Origin of the sequence: Virgibacillus subterraneus (assembly GCF_900110695.1) — a bacterium.
Classification (GTDB): domain Bacteria; phylum Bacillota; class Bacilli; order Bacillales; family Amphibacillaceae; genus Lentibacillus; species Lentibacillus subterraneus.
In genome coordinates, this window is sequence record NZ_FOEH01000002.1 from 281,319 (window position 1) to 296,851 (window position 15,533).

General features: G+C 35.3%; 16 protein-coding genes and 1 other annotated feature. All 16 genes read left to right on the forward strand.

The genetic code is table 11. The annotated features are described in order from the left end of the window. Positions 1-13 precede the first annotated feature (13 nt). The 16 genes from BMY13_RS07805 (at position 14) to ccpN (ending at position 15,521) form a co-directional block, all read left to right on the forward strand. A complete protein-coding gene (locus tag BMY13_RS07805; RefSeq protein ID WP_092503734.1) occupies positions 14-460 on the forward strand; it encodes a GatB/YqeY domain-containing protein in 447 nt (148 codons plus the stop codon). Positions 461-638: 178 nt separating this feature from the next. Further along, positions 639-1,973, forward strand: coding sequence for an NfeD family protein (locus BMY13_RS07810; protein WP_092503736.1), 1,335 nt, complete (start codon positions 639-641; stop codon positions 1,971-1,973). 28 nt (positions 1,974-2,001) lie between these two features. Next, on the forward strand, positions 2,002-2,997 hold the full coding sequence (gene floA / locus BMY13_RS07815; protein WP_092492522.1) for a flotillin-like protein FloA: 996 nt from the start codon (positions 2,002-2,004) through the stop codon (positions 2,995-2,997). A 27-nt stretch (positions 2,998-3,024) separates the two neighbouring features. Then, the gene (locus BMY13_RS07820) at positions 3,025-3,498 is read left to right on the forward strand and encodes a hypothetical protein (protein ID WP_092492523.1); all 474 of its coding nucleotides are present in this window, start codon (positions 3,025-3,027) and stop codon (positions 3,496-3,498) included. A 122-nt stretch (positions 3,499-3,620) separates the two neighbouring features. Next, positions 3,621-3,902, forward strand: coding sequence for a sporulation protein YqfC (gene yqfC, locus BMY13_RS07825; protein ID WP_092492524.1), 282 nt, complete (start codon positions 3,621-3,623; stop codon positions 3,900-3,902). 18 nt (positions 3,903-3,920) lie between these two features. Continuing rightward, a complete protein-coding gene (yqfD, locus tag BMY13_RS07830; RefSeq protein ID WP_092492525.1) occupies positions 3,921-5,123 on the forward strand; it encodes a sporulation protein YqfD in 1,203 nt (400 codons plus the stop codon). A gap of 2 nt (positions 5,124-5,125) precedes the next feature. Beyond that, the gene (locus BMY13_RS07835; RefSeq protein WP_092503738.1) at positions 5,126-6,085 is read left to right on the forward strand and encodes a PhoH family protein; all 960 of its coding nucleotides are present in this window, start codon (positions 5,126-5,128) and stop codon (positions 6,083-6,085) included. A gap of 105 nt (positions 6,086-6,190) precedes the next feature. Next, positions 6,191-8,335 carry an HD family phosphohydrolase gene (locus BMY13_RS07840; protein ID WP_092503740.1) on the forward strand — a complete coding sequence of 715 codons (2,145 nt, stop codon included), beginning with the start codon at positions 6,191-6,193 and terminating at the stop codon, positions 8,333-8,335. Further along, a complete protein-coding gene (ybeY, locus tag BMY13_RS07845) occupies positions 8,336-8,800 on the forward strand; it encodes an rRNA maturation RNase YbeY (RefSeq protein WP_092492528.1) in 465 nt (154 codons plus the stop codon). Then, complete coding sequence (locus tag BMY13_RS07850) at positions 8,790-9,158, forward strand: diacylglycerol kinase family protein (protein ID WP_092504197.1); 369 nt, start codon at positions 8,790-8,792, stop codon at positions 9,156-9,158. The genes ybeY and BMY13_RS07850 overlap by 11 nt, the downstream gene beginning before the upstream one ends. Before the next feature lie 302 nt (positions 9,159-9,460). Continuing rightward, positions 9,461-10,363, forward strand: a complete 903-nt coding sequence (gene era / locus BMY13_RS07855; RefSeq protein ID WP_092492530.1) for a GTPase Era — start codon at positions 9,461-9,463, stop codon at positions 10,361-10,363. Between the two features lie 95 nt (positions 10,364-10,458). Then, entirely contained in the window at positions 10,459-10,608 is a 150-nt protein-coding gene (locus BMY13_RS07860) for a YqzL family protein (RefSeq protein ID WP_092492531.1), read from the forward strand. 45 nt (positions 10,609-10,653) lie between these two features. Next, positions 10,654-11,403, forward strand: coding sequence for a DNA repair protein RecO (gene recO / locus BMY13_RS07865; protein ID WP_092492532.1), 750 nt, complete (start codon positions 10,654-10,656; stop codon positions 11,401-11,403). Between the two features lie 63 nt (positions 11,404-11,466). Further along, positions 11,467-11,637 (forward strand) — a binding site (T-box leader). 152 nt (positions 11,638-11,789) lie between these two features. Beyond that, positions 11,790-12,668: a glycine--tRNA ligase subunit alpha gene (glyQ, locus tag BMY13_RS07870; protein WP_092503742.1), complete on the forward strand. Its 879-nt coding sequence runs from the start codon at positions 11,790-11,792 to the stop codon at positions 12,666-12,668. Continuing rightward, positions 12,668-14,752, forward strand: a complete 2,085-nt coding sequence (gene glyS, locus BMY13_RS07875; protein ID WP_092492534.1) for a glycine--tRNA ligase subunit beta — start codon at positions 12,668-12,670, stop codon at positions 14,750-14,752. Before glyQ ends, glyS begins: the two co-directional genes overlap by 1 nt. Before the next feature lie 139 nt (positions 14,753-14,891). Then, positions 14,892-15,521 carry a transcriptional regulator CcpN gene (gene ccpN / locus BMY13_RS07880; protein WP_092492535.1) on the forward strand — a complete coding sequence of 210 codons (630 nt, stop codon included), beginning with the start codon at positions 14,892-14,894 and terminating at the stop codon, positions 15,519-15,521. The last annotated feature ends 12 nt before the right edge of the window (positions 15,522-15,533 follow it).

Sequence of the window (15,533 nt, forward strand, 5' to 3'; positions counted from 1 at the left end):
AGGGTGCAAGAGCATGACAATATTAGAACAGCTAAACCAAGATATGAAGCAAGCCATGAAAAAGAAGGATAAAGACACCCTTGGTGTTGTTCGAATGGTTAAAGCTTCACTACAAAATGAATCGATAAAACTTGGTAATAAAGAACTTTCTGAAGACGAAGAATTAACTGTTCTATCCAAAGAGTTAAAACAAAGGAAAGATTCCCTCCAAGAGTTTAAATCAGTTGGACGCGATGATCTTGTTAAAAAACTTGAAATTGAAATCAATATTTTACAAGAATATATGCCAGAACAGATATCAGAAGATGAGTTAGAGGCATTAGTTCAGTCTACGATTCAGGAAGTAAATGCAACTTCCAAAAAAGATATGGGGAAAGTTATGAGTGCAATCATGCCTAAAGTTAAGGGTCAGGCTGATGGTGCACAAATTAACAGGCTTGTTCAAAAAAATTTAAATTAATTAGTAATATAAAAGGCCTTGTCAGATTTGACGAGGCTTTTTCATTTAACTTTTTTAGAAATACACCATCTTTTGACCTAATTGTGATACTATTTAACTAATATGGCTGAAATGAAACCATTTACATTTATGAATCGTATGTAAAAATGAAGGTAAAATAGAAAGGGGGGGATGCTGTGTGCCTGTTAATAGACTTAAGCAATACATAATTTTAGTGCTTGTATTTTTTATATCAGCGTCACTGTTTAGCGCAATTTCAGTAATTAAAGCACAAAACAATGGTAGCGGAAAGGTAGTCTATGTTATTCCGATAGAAAATGAAGTGGAACGTGGACTTGAAGCCTTTCTTTCACGAACTACAAAAGAGGCGGAAGCAAAAGGTGCGGATCATATAATATTTGAAATCGATACACCTGGGGGAAGAGTGGATTCTGCAAGACAAATTGCAGAACTGCTACAGGATCTTGAGCTACCTACTACTTCCTTTGTTATTAATCAGGCATTGTCAGCAGGTTCTTATATTGCATTAAACACAGATAATATCTATATGAAACCACAAGCCAACATGGGAGCTAGTGGAGTGATTAATCAGGATGGAACTGCGGCAGATAAAAAGGCAGAATCCGCATGGCTAAGTGCAATGAAAAGTGCAGCTGAGTCAAAAGGAAGGGATAAGTTATATGCGGCTGCAATGGCAGATCCGAGTATAGATCTCCCGGAATATGGTGCTGAGAAAGGTAAGTATCTTACACTGGATCCTGAATCAGCTGTTAAGGTTGGTTATTCAAAAGCCACTGTTCAAGATCGGACAGAAATGTTGAACGACTTAGGGCTGAGCAATGCAACTATTATTGAGAAAGAACCCACAATATCTGAAAATATAGCTAGATTCATAACTAACCCGGTTGTAGTCCCTATATTATTGTCCATAGCAAGTCTTGGGTTGATTGTGGAGTTGTATTCACCTGGTTTTGGTATACCAGGTATAATGGGATTGCTATCGTTAATTTTGTTCTTCTATGGACATGTAGTTGCAGGTCTGGCAGGAATGGAAGCCATTATTTTATTAATCTTAGGCTTAGTATTGATAATTGCAGAGTTCTTTGTTCCTGGAGGAATTGCAGGATTGCTTGGTGTTGCTTCTGTAGTTGGTTCATTGATTATATCAGGACAGGATATTGGTCATATGTCAATGAGCATTGGTATTGCATTTATAGTAGCTATAATTGCTTCTATTATATTGTTTAAAACGATGGGAATGGAAAAAGGGTTTTTTCGCCATATTATATTAAAGGACCAGACATCAACAGAGCTTGGGTATGTTTCCACTGTAAATAGGTTGGAATTAATTGGGTTGGAAGGTGTAACGGTAACTCAGTTACGTCCATCAGGTACAGCTATACTTGATGATGAACGCTTAGATGTTGTATCAGAAGGAGGGTTTATTCAGAGTAATAGGCCAGTAAAGGTGGTTAAGGTAGAAGGAGTTCGAGTGGTAGTTAGAGAAGTATAATATAAAAAGATTTATAGGAGGAATTTAAATGGAATTACAAGAACTTATGCCGGTAATAATAATTGCGGTAATATTAATTGTTGTTGCAGTATTATTTACATTTATTCCAGTAATGTTATGGATTAGTGCCTTAGCTGCTGGTGTTAAAGTAGGTATCTTCACACTTGTTGGTATGCGATTACGTCGGGTTGTACCTTCAAGAGTAATCAATCCGTTAATTAAGGCACATAAAGCAGGATTAGAATTAACTACAAATCAGCTGGAAAGTCATTACTTAGCAGGTGGTAATGTAGATAGAGTAGTAAACGCACTTATCGCTGCACATAGAGCAAATATTGAACTATCCTTCGAAAGAGGAGCAGCAATTGATTTAGCAGGTCGTGATGTACTAGAAGCTGTTCAAATGAGTGTTAATCCAAAGGTAATTGAAACGCCATTTATTGCAGGTATCGCGATGGATGGTATTGAAGTGAAAGCAAAAGCTCGTATTACGGTACGTGCAAATATTGACCGCCTTGTCGGTGGTGCTGGAGAAGAAACAGTAATTGCCCGTGTAGGTGAAGGCGTTGTAAGTACAATTGGTAGTTCAGAAGCACATACAAAAGTGCTGGAAAACCCTGATTCAATCTCACAAAATGTTCTAAGCAAAGGATTGGATGCAGGAACAGCATTTGAAATTTTATCAATTGATATTGCTGATGTTGATATCGGCAAGAATATCGGAGCTATTCTGCAAACAGATCAAGCTGAAGCGGATAAAAATATTGCTCAGGCTAAAGCGGAAGAAAGAAGAGCGATGGCTGTTGCACAAGAGCAGGAAATGGTTGCTCGAGTTGAAGAGATGCGTGCAAAAGTTGTTGAAGCAGAGGCGGATGTTCCACTTGCGCTTGCGGAAGCACTACGGTCCGGAAATCTTGGTGTAATGGATTATATGAACTATAAAAATATTGATGCTGATACAGATATGCGCGGTACAATTGGAAAATTGTCTGATAATGAAAAAGAAGACAATGACAATAAATAATGTATTAGAGGATACAGGAGGGTTATTATGGATGTCATTCTTATAATCCTTGCAATTATTGGGGGACTTGCAGGTTTTTTAAAAGATAAGTCTGATACTAATTCCAATAAACAAAAACGAACAGCTAGTTCACCTAGACCTTCACCGGCTCCTTTCGGTGGGGCCGGTGAAACAGTCAGTAATAATCAGCCACAAAGTACAGTAGCCAAAACGTCAATTGAAGAACAACAGCAAGAACAACGCGAACGCTTGGCTGACCGTATGAATACAGATACACAAAAAGCACTGGATGAACGTAAACATGATGCAATTATTACTGACAATAGTGAGAATAGGGAACCTGACAGAGAATTATCTGCTGAACAAAAAAGATTTAAAAGACGGATAAAAAATAACTTGAATCAAAAAGGTTTAGTAAACGGCGTTATTATGGCAGAGGTTTTAGGCTCTCCTAGAGCAACCAAGCCATATCAAAGTGTTGTAAAGCAACGAAGAAAATGACTAACTTAAATAAAGAACCACTATCTAATGAGCTATAGATGCTTATGCCGGTAGTGGTTCTTTTTTTTGTTCTTATCCTGTCGGTGATTTCATAAATATGTATGTGAGAGGGGGCCACATCAGTGAAGAAATGGCAACAACGAATTGGTCCATGGTTAATGAATCATCTTGCGCTTCCAACTGATGTCATGTTGGAGCTGCCGCGGATAACAATGATTGGTCAAATTCATGTTTATATTGAGAATCATAAAGGACTTATTGTTTACTCAGATACCGAATTGAAGCTTAAAACCAATAAGGGTTATATACAGATTTCAGGATCATCTTTTGTATTGAAAATGATGCTGCCTGAAGAAATATTACTGGAAGGATTGATAACTGAAGTCAAATTTATTCCAGATTAAAATATTAAGGAGGAGGACATGAAACATATTCAAGGTTCATTTATTACTGGATACATGACTATTTTAATCAAGGGAAGAAATCCAGAACTTTTCTTTCAATTTTGTATCGATCAAGGTATTACAGTTTGGAATATTAAAAAAGTATCCGAGAATGCATGTAAAGGTAACGTCAAATTAAGTGATATTGATATATTGAAGGATATTAAACGTCGGACAAGTTATAAACTAACTTTTATAAACAAAAGAGGTTTACCATTTTTATTTAAACAATATACTCGTAAAAAAGAAGTTATGGTTGGGTTGTTGTTAAGTATCATGCTTATTTTCTTTCTATCTAATATAATTTGGGAAGTTAAGATAATAGGTGTACCAAAAGATATAGAGGAAAAAATAAGTGAACAACTGACTGAATACGGAATTCATCAGGGTGCATGGACTTTTACACTGGATCCACCTAGTGAAGTGCAACAACAATTAGTAAATGATGTACCTGAATTACTGTGGGTTGGAGTGCACCAAAAAGGGACATCCTATGTTCTTGAAGGTGTAGAAAAAACGATAGTAAAAGAAGAGGAAGTACAAGGTCCTCGAAATTTAGTAGCTACAAAAAAAGGCGTAATTCAAAAAATGTATGTATCTAAAGGACTCCCAAAAGTTCAAGTCAATGACTATGTTGAACCTGGACAGGTACTTGTTTCAGGAAAGCTTAATTTTGACGATAGCAAAGAGGACAAAAAATATGATTTAGTAGCTGCTGAAGGAGAAATAATTGCGAAGACATGGTATGAAACAGAAGTGACCATTCCGTTAGAAGCTAATCATGAACTATTGACAGGAAATCGTGAGAGTAAATATCATTTAAGTATCAATGAATTCGAGCTACCTGTATGGGGATTCAGTTCACCTGATTTTAATGATATTCATCGAGAAAGAAATGAAAGAGACCTTTATTTTTTGAAGTGGAAGCTTCCTGTTAAAATAATTGAAACTATTTTAAGTGAAAAAAGGTATAATAAAATAGAGAGAAGTAAAAATGAAGCGATTGATATTGGAATTCAACAAGCAAAAAACGAGTTACAGTTGCAACTGGGACCTGATGCGAGAATTGTTTCTGAAAAAGTTTTGCATGAAACAATTGAGAATGGTAAAGTAAAACTAATCTTATATATGGCTGTGGAAGAAAATATTGTAAAAGAGGAATCAATAGATCAAGGAGATTGATTATGTCAGAAAACTTGAAAACAATTGAGTTACAATTAACCAATACTAATGAAGCATTAGCTTTGTTTGGTACAAATGATAAATATTTAAAGCAGATAGAAGAACAATTAAATGTATCCATTGTTACAAGAGGAGAGCAAGTAGGTGTTTCTGGCGCTAAAGAAGAGATTGAACTTGTTGAGGAGATTTTATCAACTCTTCTTACAATTGTACGAAAAGGATTGAATATAACAGAGCGAGATGTAGTATATTCAGTGGATCTCGCAAAAAAAGGTAAAATTAATCAATTTGAAACACTTTTTGAAGATGAGATAACCAAAAATGTTAAGGGGAAATCAATTAGAGTAAAAACATTAGGACAAAAGAGTTATGTATCAGCAATTAAAACTCATGACCTTGTGTTTGGTATTGGTCCCGCTGGTACTGGAAAAACGTATCTGGCTGTCGTAATGGCTGTCCATGCATTAAAAAATGGTGAAGTGAAAAGAATTGTCTTAACACGCCCTGCAGTTGAAGCTGGGGAAAGCCTCGGATTTTTGCCTGGTGATCTGAAGGAAAAGGTTGATCCCTATTTAAGGCCATTATACGATGCATTACACGATGTGCTGGGGACTGAACATACAATGCGTTTAATCGAGAGGGATACCATTGAAATTGCCCCATTAGCCTATATGCGTGGACGAACACTTGATGATGCATTTGTTATATTAGATGAAGCGCAGAATACTACACCTGAACAAATGAAGATGTTTTTGACACGCTTAGGCTTTGGCTCTAAAATGATAATTACTGGAGACATCACCCAAATCGACTTACCCAAAGGTGTTAAATCAGGGTTACAGGTAGCAAACCAGTTATTGTCATCTGTAAATGGAATTTCAATTATTCATTTAAACCAAACTGATGTTGTAAGGCATCCGTTAGTACAAAAAATTATTGATGTATATGAAAAAACGAACTAGTCGATGAAATAGTGTAAGACCCCCAATAGTGGGTCTTATTTCTATATATACATAGTTAATTGTAATGCCTGCGTTTTTGATTTGATCAGTTACGAGGTGAAAATTATGGGGAAAATGTTGCGAAACTTTGTAAAGGCACTATTTAAGATCCGAACAAAATGGCTAACAGTTATTTTGCCGGTGTCTATTTTAGGTGTCTTTTTTTTCCTTGTAACTGTTAATAACGTGTTTACAGAAACATATGATATTGAACGATTTACCAGTGCCAAGGAGACTATTCGTTCTCCAATTACAGTAGAAAATGAGCAGGAAACGAAACGGAAAACCCGCGAAACGGTTCAATCTGTTGAAGATAGATTTGATATATCAACTGAAACGACTAAAGAGCAAGTAGCATATGTGGAAGAAATATTTGATGCAATCGATAAAGTAGATGCGGAGGATTCTGAAAGTTCACCAGATTCACCTAATGAGAATAACGTAGGTGTAATGACAAGCCAGGAAAAAGTTCGGCGATTAAAGCAAATATTATCTCCAAATATAACAGAAGAGGTTAATGATGGAATATTATATGAACTTGCAGAAGCACAGCCACAAATGCGTGCAGAGGGCAAGGAATTGTTAATCTCTTCATTGAAAGAAGTTTTAGTAAATGGTGTCCGTGTTGAAAATATTCAAAGTGGTATAACCAAAATTGAACAAGATATAAAGTATTCCAATCTGCCAAACGGCATAAAAGAACCGCTAGTAAAATTAAGTGAGTTTGCAGTGGTGGAAAATTCATTCTTTGATGTTGAAAAGACAATGGATGCAAGAAAGGATGCAGCGAGCAGCGTAGAACCTGTTGTAATTCGAGCAGGTGAAATAATTGTCAGGGAAGGCCAAGTAATTACAAATCAGCTTTATCAGGACTTAAAATTAGCTGGCTTATTGGATGAAGAAAGAAATATTTATCCAGTAATAGGTTTGGCTCTATTAATATTTTTAATAATCTTTGTTATTGGATATGAAATGAATCTCCTTTCAAAAGTTAATAGCCTAGATAAAGGTAAAATCTCTTCTATAATACTAATAAGTATTATAGTTGTAGCACTAATGAAAGTGGTAAGTATGATAACAGTTCCTGTAAGCCAATTATTTTTCGTAGTCCCTGTTGCAATAGGAACCTTACTTGTAAAACAATTGCTCAATGAAAGGTTTGCAATTGTACTCTCTATATTGTATGCCATTTTGGGGAGCATAATTTTTAACGGACAAATTCCGGGTGCATTAAATATAGAGGCTGGTATTTACTTCTTCTTTTCACAAATGGCTGGTATTATATTTCTGACAAATGTCAAAGATCGCTTGGCCATTCTTAAGGCAGGTGTTGGTGTAACTGCTATTAACATTATTACAGTATTATTATTCCTTTTTCTTTCTTTTGAAAAGTATTCAGTAGGCGAATTATTAATTTATTCTGGATTTGGAATAGCATCTGCATTTCTGTCAGCAGTGTTAGCAATTGGCTTATTGCCATTTTTCGAAACCGGTTTGGGTATATTATCAGATATTAAATTACTATCATTAGCAAGTCCGAATCAGCCATTACTTCGAAAAATCCTAACTGAGTCACCAGGTACGTATCATCATTCTGTGATGGTGGCCAATCTCAGTGAAACGGCTTGTGAGGTGATTGGAGCAAATGGGCTTCTTGCAAGGGTAGGATCATATTATCATGATATTGGTAAGACAGTAAGACCACATTATTTTATTGAAAATCAGTTATCGATTTCTAATCCTCATGATATAATTGAACCAAGACAAAGTGCAGAAATTATTATTAATCATCCTTATGATGGAGTTGCAATGCTTAAAAAACACAAACTTCCAAAAGAAATTATCAATATTGCAATGCAACATCATGGAACTACTTTATTAAAATATTTTTATTATAAGGAAAAGGAAAGTAACCGCTATGTGAAGGAAAACAACTTCAGGTATCCAGGTCCAAAGCCACAAACTAAAGAAGCTGCAATAATATGTATTTGTGACTCTGTGGAAGCCGCTGTAAGGTCATTAAATGAGCCAACAGAGGATAAGATTGAAGAAATTGTGTCTTCCATTGTAAATGATCGTCTGATGGATGGACAATTAAATGAATGTCCACTGACTTTAAAGGAGTTGGATAAAGTTCATCAAACAATCTGTGAATCATTAAAGGGAATTTTTCATTCAAGAATACAATATCCCATGAAGGAGGCAAAATAAATGTATATTGATTTTCATGACCAAACAAATTCTGTACCTACCGATTATATTGATATGCTCCAACGTTTACTTATTTTTACAGCAAAAAAAGAAGGTATTTCTATGGAGGCTGAGGTATCAATAAACTTTGTCAGTAACAATGAAATCCAAGAAATTAATCGAAATTATAGACAGCTTAACAAACCAACCGATGTATTATCTTTTGCAATGCAGGAGCAAGCTGATGATGAATTGGATATTGTTGGTGAAGATATTCCCCTTGTTCTTGGCGATATTGTTATATCTGTTGAAAAAGCAGAGGAACAGGCTAAGGATTATGACCATTCGCTAGAGAGGGAATTGGGATTTCTAACGGTTCATGGTTTCTTGCATCTACTTGGATATGACCATATGGATAAAGATGATGAACAGAAAATGTTTAAAAGGCAGGAAGAAATTTTGGGTGAATTTGGCATTGAACGGTAATCAAAGGAAAAAATCTATTGGTTTTTCTCATGCGTGGAATGGTCTTAAAGAAGTAACGAAAACTGAACGGAATTTTAAGATACATTTAATAGCTACAATAACAGTTATTATAGCAGGTATTCTAATACAGTTAACCTTAATTGAGTGGGCAATTATTATGCTTACAATTGGGTTAGTATTAGTTGCTGAAGCTACTAATGCAGCCGTTGAAAAGCTGATTGATTATGTGAAACCTGATACACATCCGTTAGCTAAAACAATTAAGGATGTTGCTGCAGGGGCAGTTTTATTAGCTGCTTTAACTGCGCTAATCGTTGGTATGATTATATTTTTACCGAAAATATATGGATTATTTTAGCAAAACCTTCATTATACGAAGGTTTTTTTAGCAGTTAGGAAAGTATAAATAATTACTGCATAAGTGAAACTAAGAACTTTCCATTTAGTTCTGCGCTTCAAAGCATAAGGGATTCTATGAGAAGTAAAGTTTGATTTCATAAAAACCCCTTTAACGATAAGCCAAGTTCTTCTAATCATTACATGTCATTTTCTGAAGAATTATAGAAACTTTTTAAAGGTTTTGTCGGATACATGAAACTAGCTGGATTTTGTAGTATGATGATTATATCAAATAGACATAACTGCTTCGGAGGAAATAACATGGACACTAAATTTAAATCAGGATTCCTAGCAATTATTGGTAGACCTAACGTAGGCAAGTCAACATTTATGAACAATGTAATAGGGCAAAAAATAGCGATAATGAGTGATAAGGCACAAACAACACGAAATAAAATTCAGGGTGTTTTAACAGAAGAAGATGCACAGATAGTATTCATCGATACACCAGGAATCCATAAACCCAAGCATCGTTTAGGTGATTTTATGGTGAAAATAGCTGAGGATACATTGAATGAAGTGGATGCAATTCTTTTTATGATTAACGCTGATGAAGGTTATGGAAAAGGTGATCAATATATAATCGACCGGCTGCAGCAAGTAAAACGCCCGGTTTTCCTGATCATCAATAAAGTGGACTTAATTCATCCAGATGATTTGTTCCCTTTAATAGAGCGCTATAAAAATAAGTACAATTTTGAGGAAATTATTCCAATTTCAGCGCTTCATGGTAATAATGTTACACATTTACTTGATATATTAAAGGCACATCTGCCGGAAGGGCCTCAATATTACCCTGAAGATCAAATAACAGATCATCCTGAACGGTTCATCATTGGCGAGTTAATACGGGAAAAAGCATTGCAATTAACCAGAGAAGAGGTACCGCATTCAATAGCAGTTGTGATTGAAAACATTGAAACAAGAGACTCAAATGCAGTTTTTATTCAGGCAGCAATTGTTGTGGAACGGAAAACGCAAAAAGGAATTATTATCGGTAAACAAGGAAGTATGTTAAAAGATATCGGTAAAAAAGCTCGAAAAGATATTGAAGCATTGTTAGGATCAAAAGTTTATTTAGAACTTTGGGTCAAAGTCCAAAAAGACTGGCGCAACAAGCAATCGCAGCTGCGTGAGTTTGGGTTCCGTAGTGATGAATATTAAACTTGGTAAAATTTAAAACTCATTGATTTAACATGTATGGTAATTCTATTAGTAAGTACTTTTTCAACATGCTATAAAGAAAGGTGGGGTTTCTTGTGATCGACTTAACCTGGAGATTATTTAGTCAAACAGGAAACATTGAAACCTATTTATTATTGAAAGAGTTAGAAGAAAGAGCACGAGGTAAGGGAAATTCGGTCCAACAGGAAGATGAGGAAGTATCATCGATTGACACAAAATTATAGTACATGGGAATTTTTCAATGGTTTGACCTAAGAAGGTGATACTATTTGCTTGAAAAAATGAAAGGTATTGTCATTAAAACGCAAGATTACAGTGAATCACATAAAATAGTTACGATTTATAGTAATAAACTAGGTAAAATCTCTGCAATTGCCAGAGGAGCCAAGAAACCAAAAAGCAGAATGGCTGCAGTTACGCAGCCATTCATACTTGGTGAATTTTTTATCTATATCAATTCGGGATTAAGTACTATTCAGCAGGGAGATGTTGTTGATTCGCTCCGTTTTATTAGGGAAGATATTATTAAGACAGCTTATGCTGCATATATAGTTGAGTTGACCGATAAATTAGTTGATTCACATTTACCGGATAAATATTTATTTGACCAGCTATACCAGACATTATCCTGGATCGCTGAACATGATGATGCAGATGCTGATATTCCAATGATGATGTATGAGTTAAAATTATTTGCAAAAGGCGGGTTTGCACCGACAGTAAGTAATTGTGTGAGTTGTGGCAGGAAAGATACTCCTTTATATTTTTCGATATCTGAAGGTGGTTTACTTTGTTCGCGATGTAACCATATTGACTCTGAAGCAATAATGCTGCCAGATAAGATAGCAAAATTGTTGCATATCTTTGTAAGTGTAGAATTGGAAAGAGTTGGTAAAATATCAGTGAAATCAGCAAATAAGAATTTATTGCGACAGTTAATAGATGCCTATTACGACCAATATGGCGGCTATTATCTTAAATCTAAACGATTTTTAAATCAATTGGATAAATTAAGATAAGCTACTTTTGTTGACAATATAGGTGTTAATACAGTATTATTTGTACATATTTCGAATAAAAACATAATTGTGTTGAGGAAGAATAGTACTTATTGATTGCTATTTTGAGCGAGTCCAGATTAGTGGAAGCTGGATAATAGGACGATGAGGAATGGCGCTTCTGAGCAAACGGTATAAAGTGGCTCTTGTATAGAGCAAGTAGGGTGGAACCGCGGTATAAAAACCGTCCCTATGTCATTTAAAATGACATAGGGACGGTTTTTTTATTCAAGCAGTTAAGAAAATATAAATTCTTCCTTACTGCATAAGTGCAACTTAAGCTTTCGCCATTAAAGCTTGGGGATAAGCCTAATTTTCTAATAAAGCAACTATGGAGGTTATTAAAAATGAAAATACAGGAAATGATTTTAACTTTGCAAAAATATTGGTCAGACCAAGATTGTATATTGATGCAGGCGTATGACGTTGAAAAGGGAGCCGGAACAATGTCTCCAATGACACTGTTAAGAAGTCTAGGTCCAGAACCGTGGAATGTAGCGTATGTTGAGCCATCAAGAAGACCAGCAGATGGTCGATATGGGCAAAATCCAAATCGACTTTATCAGCATCACCAATTCCAAGTAATTATGAAGCCGTCGCCAGACAATATTCAAGAATTGTATCTAGATTCATTAAAAGCGCTTGGAATTAACCCGTTGGAGCATGACATACGTTTTGTAGAGGATAATTGGGAAAATCCAACTCTGGGTGCTGCAGGATTAGGATGGGAAGTGTGGCTGGACGGAATGGAAATAACACAATTTACATACTTTCAGCAAATTGGCGGGCTTGAAGCAAGTCCGGTAACAGTTGAACTTACGTATGGGATTGAACGTTTGGCATCGTATATTCAAGATAAAGAAAATGTATTTGATTTGGAGTGGACAGATGGTGTAACGGTTAAAGATATCTTTTTTCAGCCTGAATACGAACATTCAAAATATACGTTTGAAGAGTCTAATACAGACATGCTATTTAAGTTATTTTCTATGTATGAAAAAGAAGCTAAGGCTACAATGGAAAAAGGATTGGTATTTCCATCCTATGATTATGTATTAAAATGTTCGCATACATTTAATTTACTTGATGCTAAGGGTGTCATTTCAGTAACAGAACGAACAGGATATATTTCAAGAATACGAAACCTAGCTAGGAATATTGCTAAAGCTTACGTAGCAGAACGTGAAGGGTTAGGATTTCCTATGTTAACAAAGGAGGCAGAATAATGGCTAAAGATGTATTGTTTGAAATAGGGTTAGAAGAATTGCCTGCACGATTTATTGATAAGGCAGAAAGCCAACTTATTAGTAAGACAAAGGATTGGCTAGATGAATTACGTATTTCGTATGACTCTATTACTTCATTCTCTACACCAAGAAGACTTGCCGTTTTAATTAAGGATGTTGCCGAAACGCAAACGTCACTTGAAGAGGAAGTAAAAGGGCCAGCTGTTAAAATAGCGAAAGATGATGAAGGAAGCTGGACAAAAGCAGCAATTGGTTTTACAAAAGGTCAAGGAAAGACTGTAGAAGACATTTATACTAAAGAAATAAAAGGGACAAAATATATATTTGTGAAAAATCAGGTTATCGGTAAAGATACTTATGAATTACTTCCTACATTCAAAGGAATTATAGAATCCATTCAATTTCCCAAAAATATGCGCTGGGCCGAACAAAGCCTTCGATATGCACGTCCAATTCGTTGGATTGCTGCATTATATGAAGATCAAGTAATACCTTTTGAAATTGCTGATGTTACAACTAGCAATTTTACGTTCGGACATCGGTTTTTAGGAAGCAAAATCATTTTAAAATCACCAACAGACTATCAATTTGACCTGAAAGATAATTACGTTATATCAGATCCAAATGAACGTGAACATTTAATTACAGAGGGAATAATACAAATAGAAAAAGAATATGGATTTCAAATTCCAATTGATAATGGTTTATTGAATGAGGTACGTAATCTCGTTGAGTACCCAACGGTATTTATTGGCTCATATGAAGAATCCTTTTTAAAGTTACCATCAGATGTGTTAATAATATCTATGAAAGAACACCAGCGGTATTTCCCTGTAAAGTCAAAGAATGGAGAATTGCTGCCTTACTTTGTCGGAGTTAGAAATGGTGATGACAAAGCATTAAATACTGTAATCAAAGGCAACGAAAAAGTTCTACATGCCAGGTTATCTGATGCACAATTCTTCTTTGAAGAAGATCAAAAACATTCTATAGATTATTATTTGGAGAAGTTGGAGCGGGTTGTTTTTCAAGAAAAATTAGGAACAATAAGTGATAAAGTGTCACGTGTTGTTAGGATTACAGATCAATTGGCACAACAGCTAAATCTTTCTGAAGAGACAAAAGAAAAAGCAGTCAGGGCTGCTGAAATTTGCAAGTTTGATTTACCAACGAACATGGTGAATGAATTCACAGAGCTTCAAGGAATTATCGGACAAACATATGCACTGAATTTTGGCGAGGCAAAAGAAGTTGCTAAAGCAGTTGCTGATCATTATTTACCGGTTCATGCTGATGATCGTTTACCGGAGAATATTGAAGGTGCTATTGTAAGTGTTGCTGATAAACTGGATACGATTGTAGGTTGTATTTCAGTAGGCTTAACACCAACTGGTTCACAGGATCCTTATGGTCTTAGACGTCAATCGGTAGGTATTTTGAAAATATTAAAAGAAAATAAATGGAATATTACGGTTGAATCATTACTGGATTTAACACAGAATTTATTTCGTGATCAAGCAATTGAACAAAATGATATTAATAAAGTGAGAAATGAATTAGAACAGTTCTTTGGTTTACGTGCCACGTATATACTTAAGGAAGTAAAGGCTGAGCAAGATGTTATTCAATCTGTATTGCATCAAGAGATAGGTATTATTGCATATACGTTAGCAAAAGCGAGTATTTTATCCCGCAAACGTAATGATCATGATTTTAAATCTGTTCAACAAGCACTTGTAAGAGTGATTAACCTGTCCAAGAAAACAAATCAAAATACTATTAATCCAGACCTTTTTGAAACACCTTCCGAAAAGGAACTATATCAGGTTTATTTGGCAGTAAAGGATTCTTATATTAATTCTAATAGTAACCAGCAAGCTGAGGATGCCCTTTTACAGCTAGGGAAATTGGCAGAACCAATTCACAACTTCTTTGAGCATAACATGGTTATGGCAGACGATGATCAAATCCGTAATAATCGACTGTCACTCTTGAATCTAATAGCAACATTAACTTTCGACTTTGCTGATTTATCCGCAATCGAATGGAAGCAGCAATTCTAATCCAAGCAGGTGTAAAAACGTTTATTATATAGAAATTCTCAGATCATTATTTTAAGGTAACATTATTTCTTTTTCACTATATTTAGTCTATAATATTTAATAAATAGTATGTCACATTAAGTTTTTAGGTGGTGAAAAAGTGGAGTTATCAAATAGACAAGAGCAAATTATTGTAATTGTTAAAGAAAATGGCCCGATTACTGGTGAGAATATAGCCGAACGTCTTGGTTTGACAAGAGCAACATTACGGCCAGATTTAGCTATATTGACCATGGCTGGTTTTCTTGATGCAAGACCAAGGGTAGGGTATTTTTATACAGGTAAGACTGGAACTGAACTACTGACCGAAAAGATTAAACAATTTAAAGTACAGGAATACCAGTCAGTCCCTATAGTCGTTAAGGAAGATGCTTCTGTTTATGATGCTATTTCAACAATGTTTTTAGAAGATGTTGGAACGCTTTTTGTAGTAGATAATAACGCATGTCTAATAGGTGTTTTATCAAGAAAAGACTTATTAAGAGCGAGCATCGGAAATCAGGATTTAAACGCTGTACCGGTACATATTATCATGACTAGAATGCCTAATATTACTGTATGTTATCGTGAGGATTTAATGATAGATGCTGCAAAGAAGCTGATTGATAAACAAATTGATGGGCTTCCTATCGTCAAAGATACTGAAAAGGGCGTAGAAATTGTAGGGCGTATTACGAAAACGACTATAACGAAAGCGTTTGTGGAGTTAATAATGGATGAGCATTTATAAGAGAGGAGCCGA

Coding starts and splice junctions, on each gene's coding strand:
- BMY13_RS07840 (WP_092503740.1), top strand. CDS start 6,191: ATGGGGAAAATGTTGCGAAACTTTGTAAAGGCACTATTTAAGATCCGA.
- BMY13_RS07805 (WP_092503734.1), top strand. CDS start 14: ATGACAATATTAGAACAGCTAAACCAAGATATGAAGCAAGCCATGAAA.
- ybeY (WP_092492528.1), top strand. CDS start 8,336: ATGTATATTGATTTTCATGACCAAACAAATTCTGTACCTACCGATTAT.
- yqfD (WP_092492525.1), top strand. CDS start 3,921: ATGAAACATATTCAAGGTTCATTTATTACTGGATACATGACTATTTTA.
- glyQ (WP_092503742.1), top strand. CDS start 11,790: ATGAAAATACAGGAAATGATTTTAACTTTGCAAAAATATTGGTCAGAC.
- glyS (WP_092492534.1), top strand. CDS start 12,668: ATGGCTAAAGATGTATTGTTTGAAATAGGGTTAGAAGAATTGCCTGCA.
- floA (WP_092492522.1), top strand. CDS start 2,002: ATGGAATTACAAGAACTTATGCCGGTAATAATAATTGCGGTAATATTA.
- BMY13_RS07820 (WP_092492523.1), top strand. CDS start 3,025: ATGGATGTCATTCTTATAATCCTTGCAATTATTGGGGGACTTGCAGGT.
- era (WP_092492530.1), top strand. CDS start 9,461: ATGGACACTAAATTTAAATCAGGATTCCTAGCAATTATTGGTAGACCT.
- BMY13_RS07835 (WP_092503738.1), top strand. CDS start 5,126: ATGTCAGAAAACTTGAAAACAATTGAGTTACAATTAACCAATACTAAT.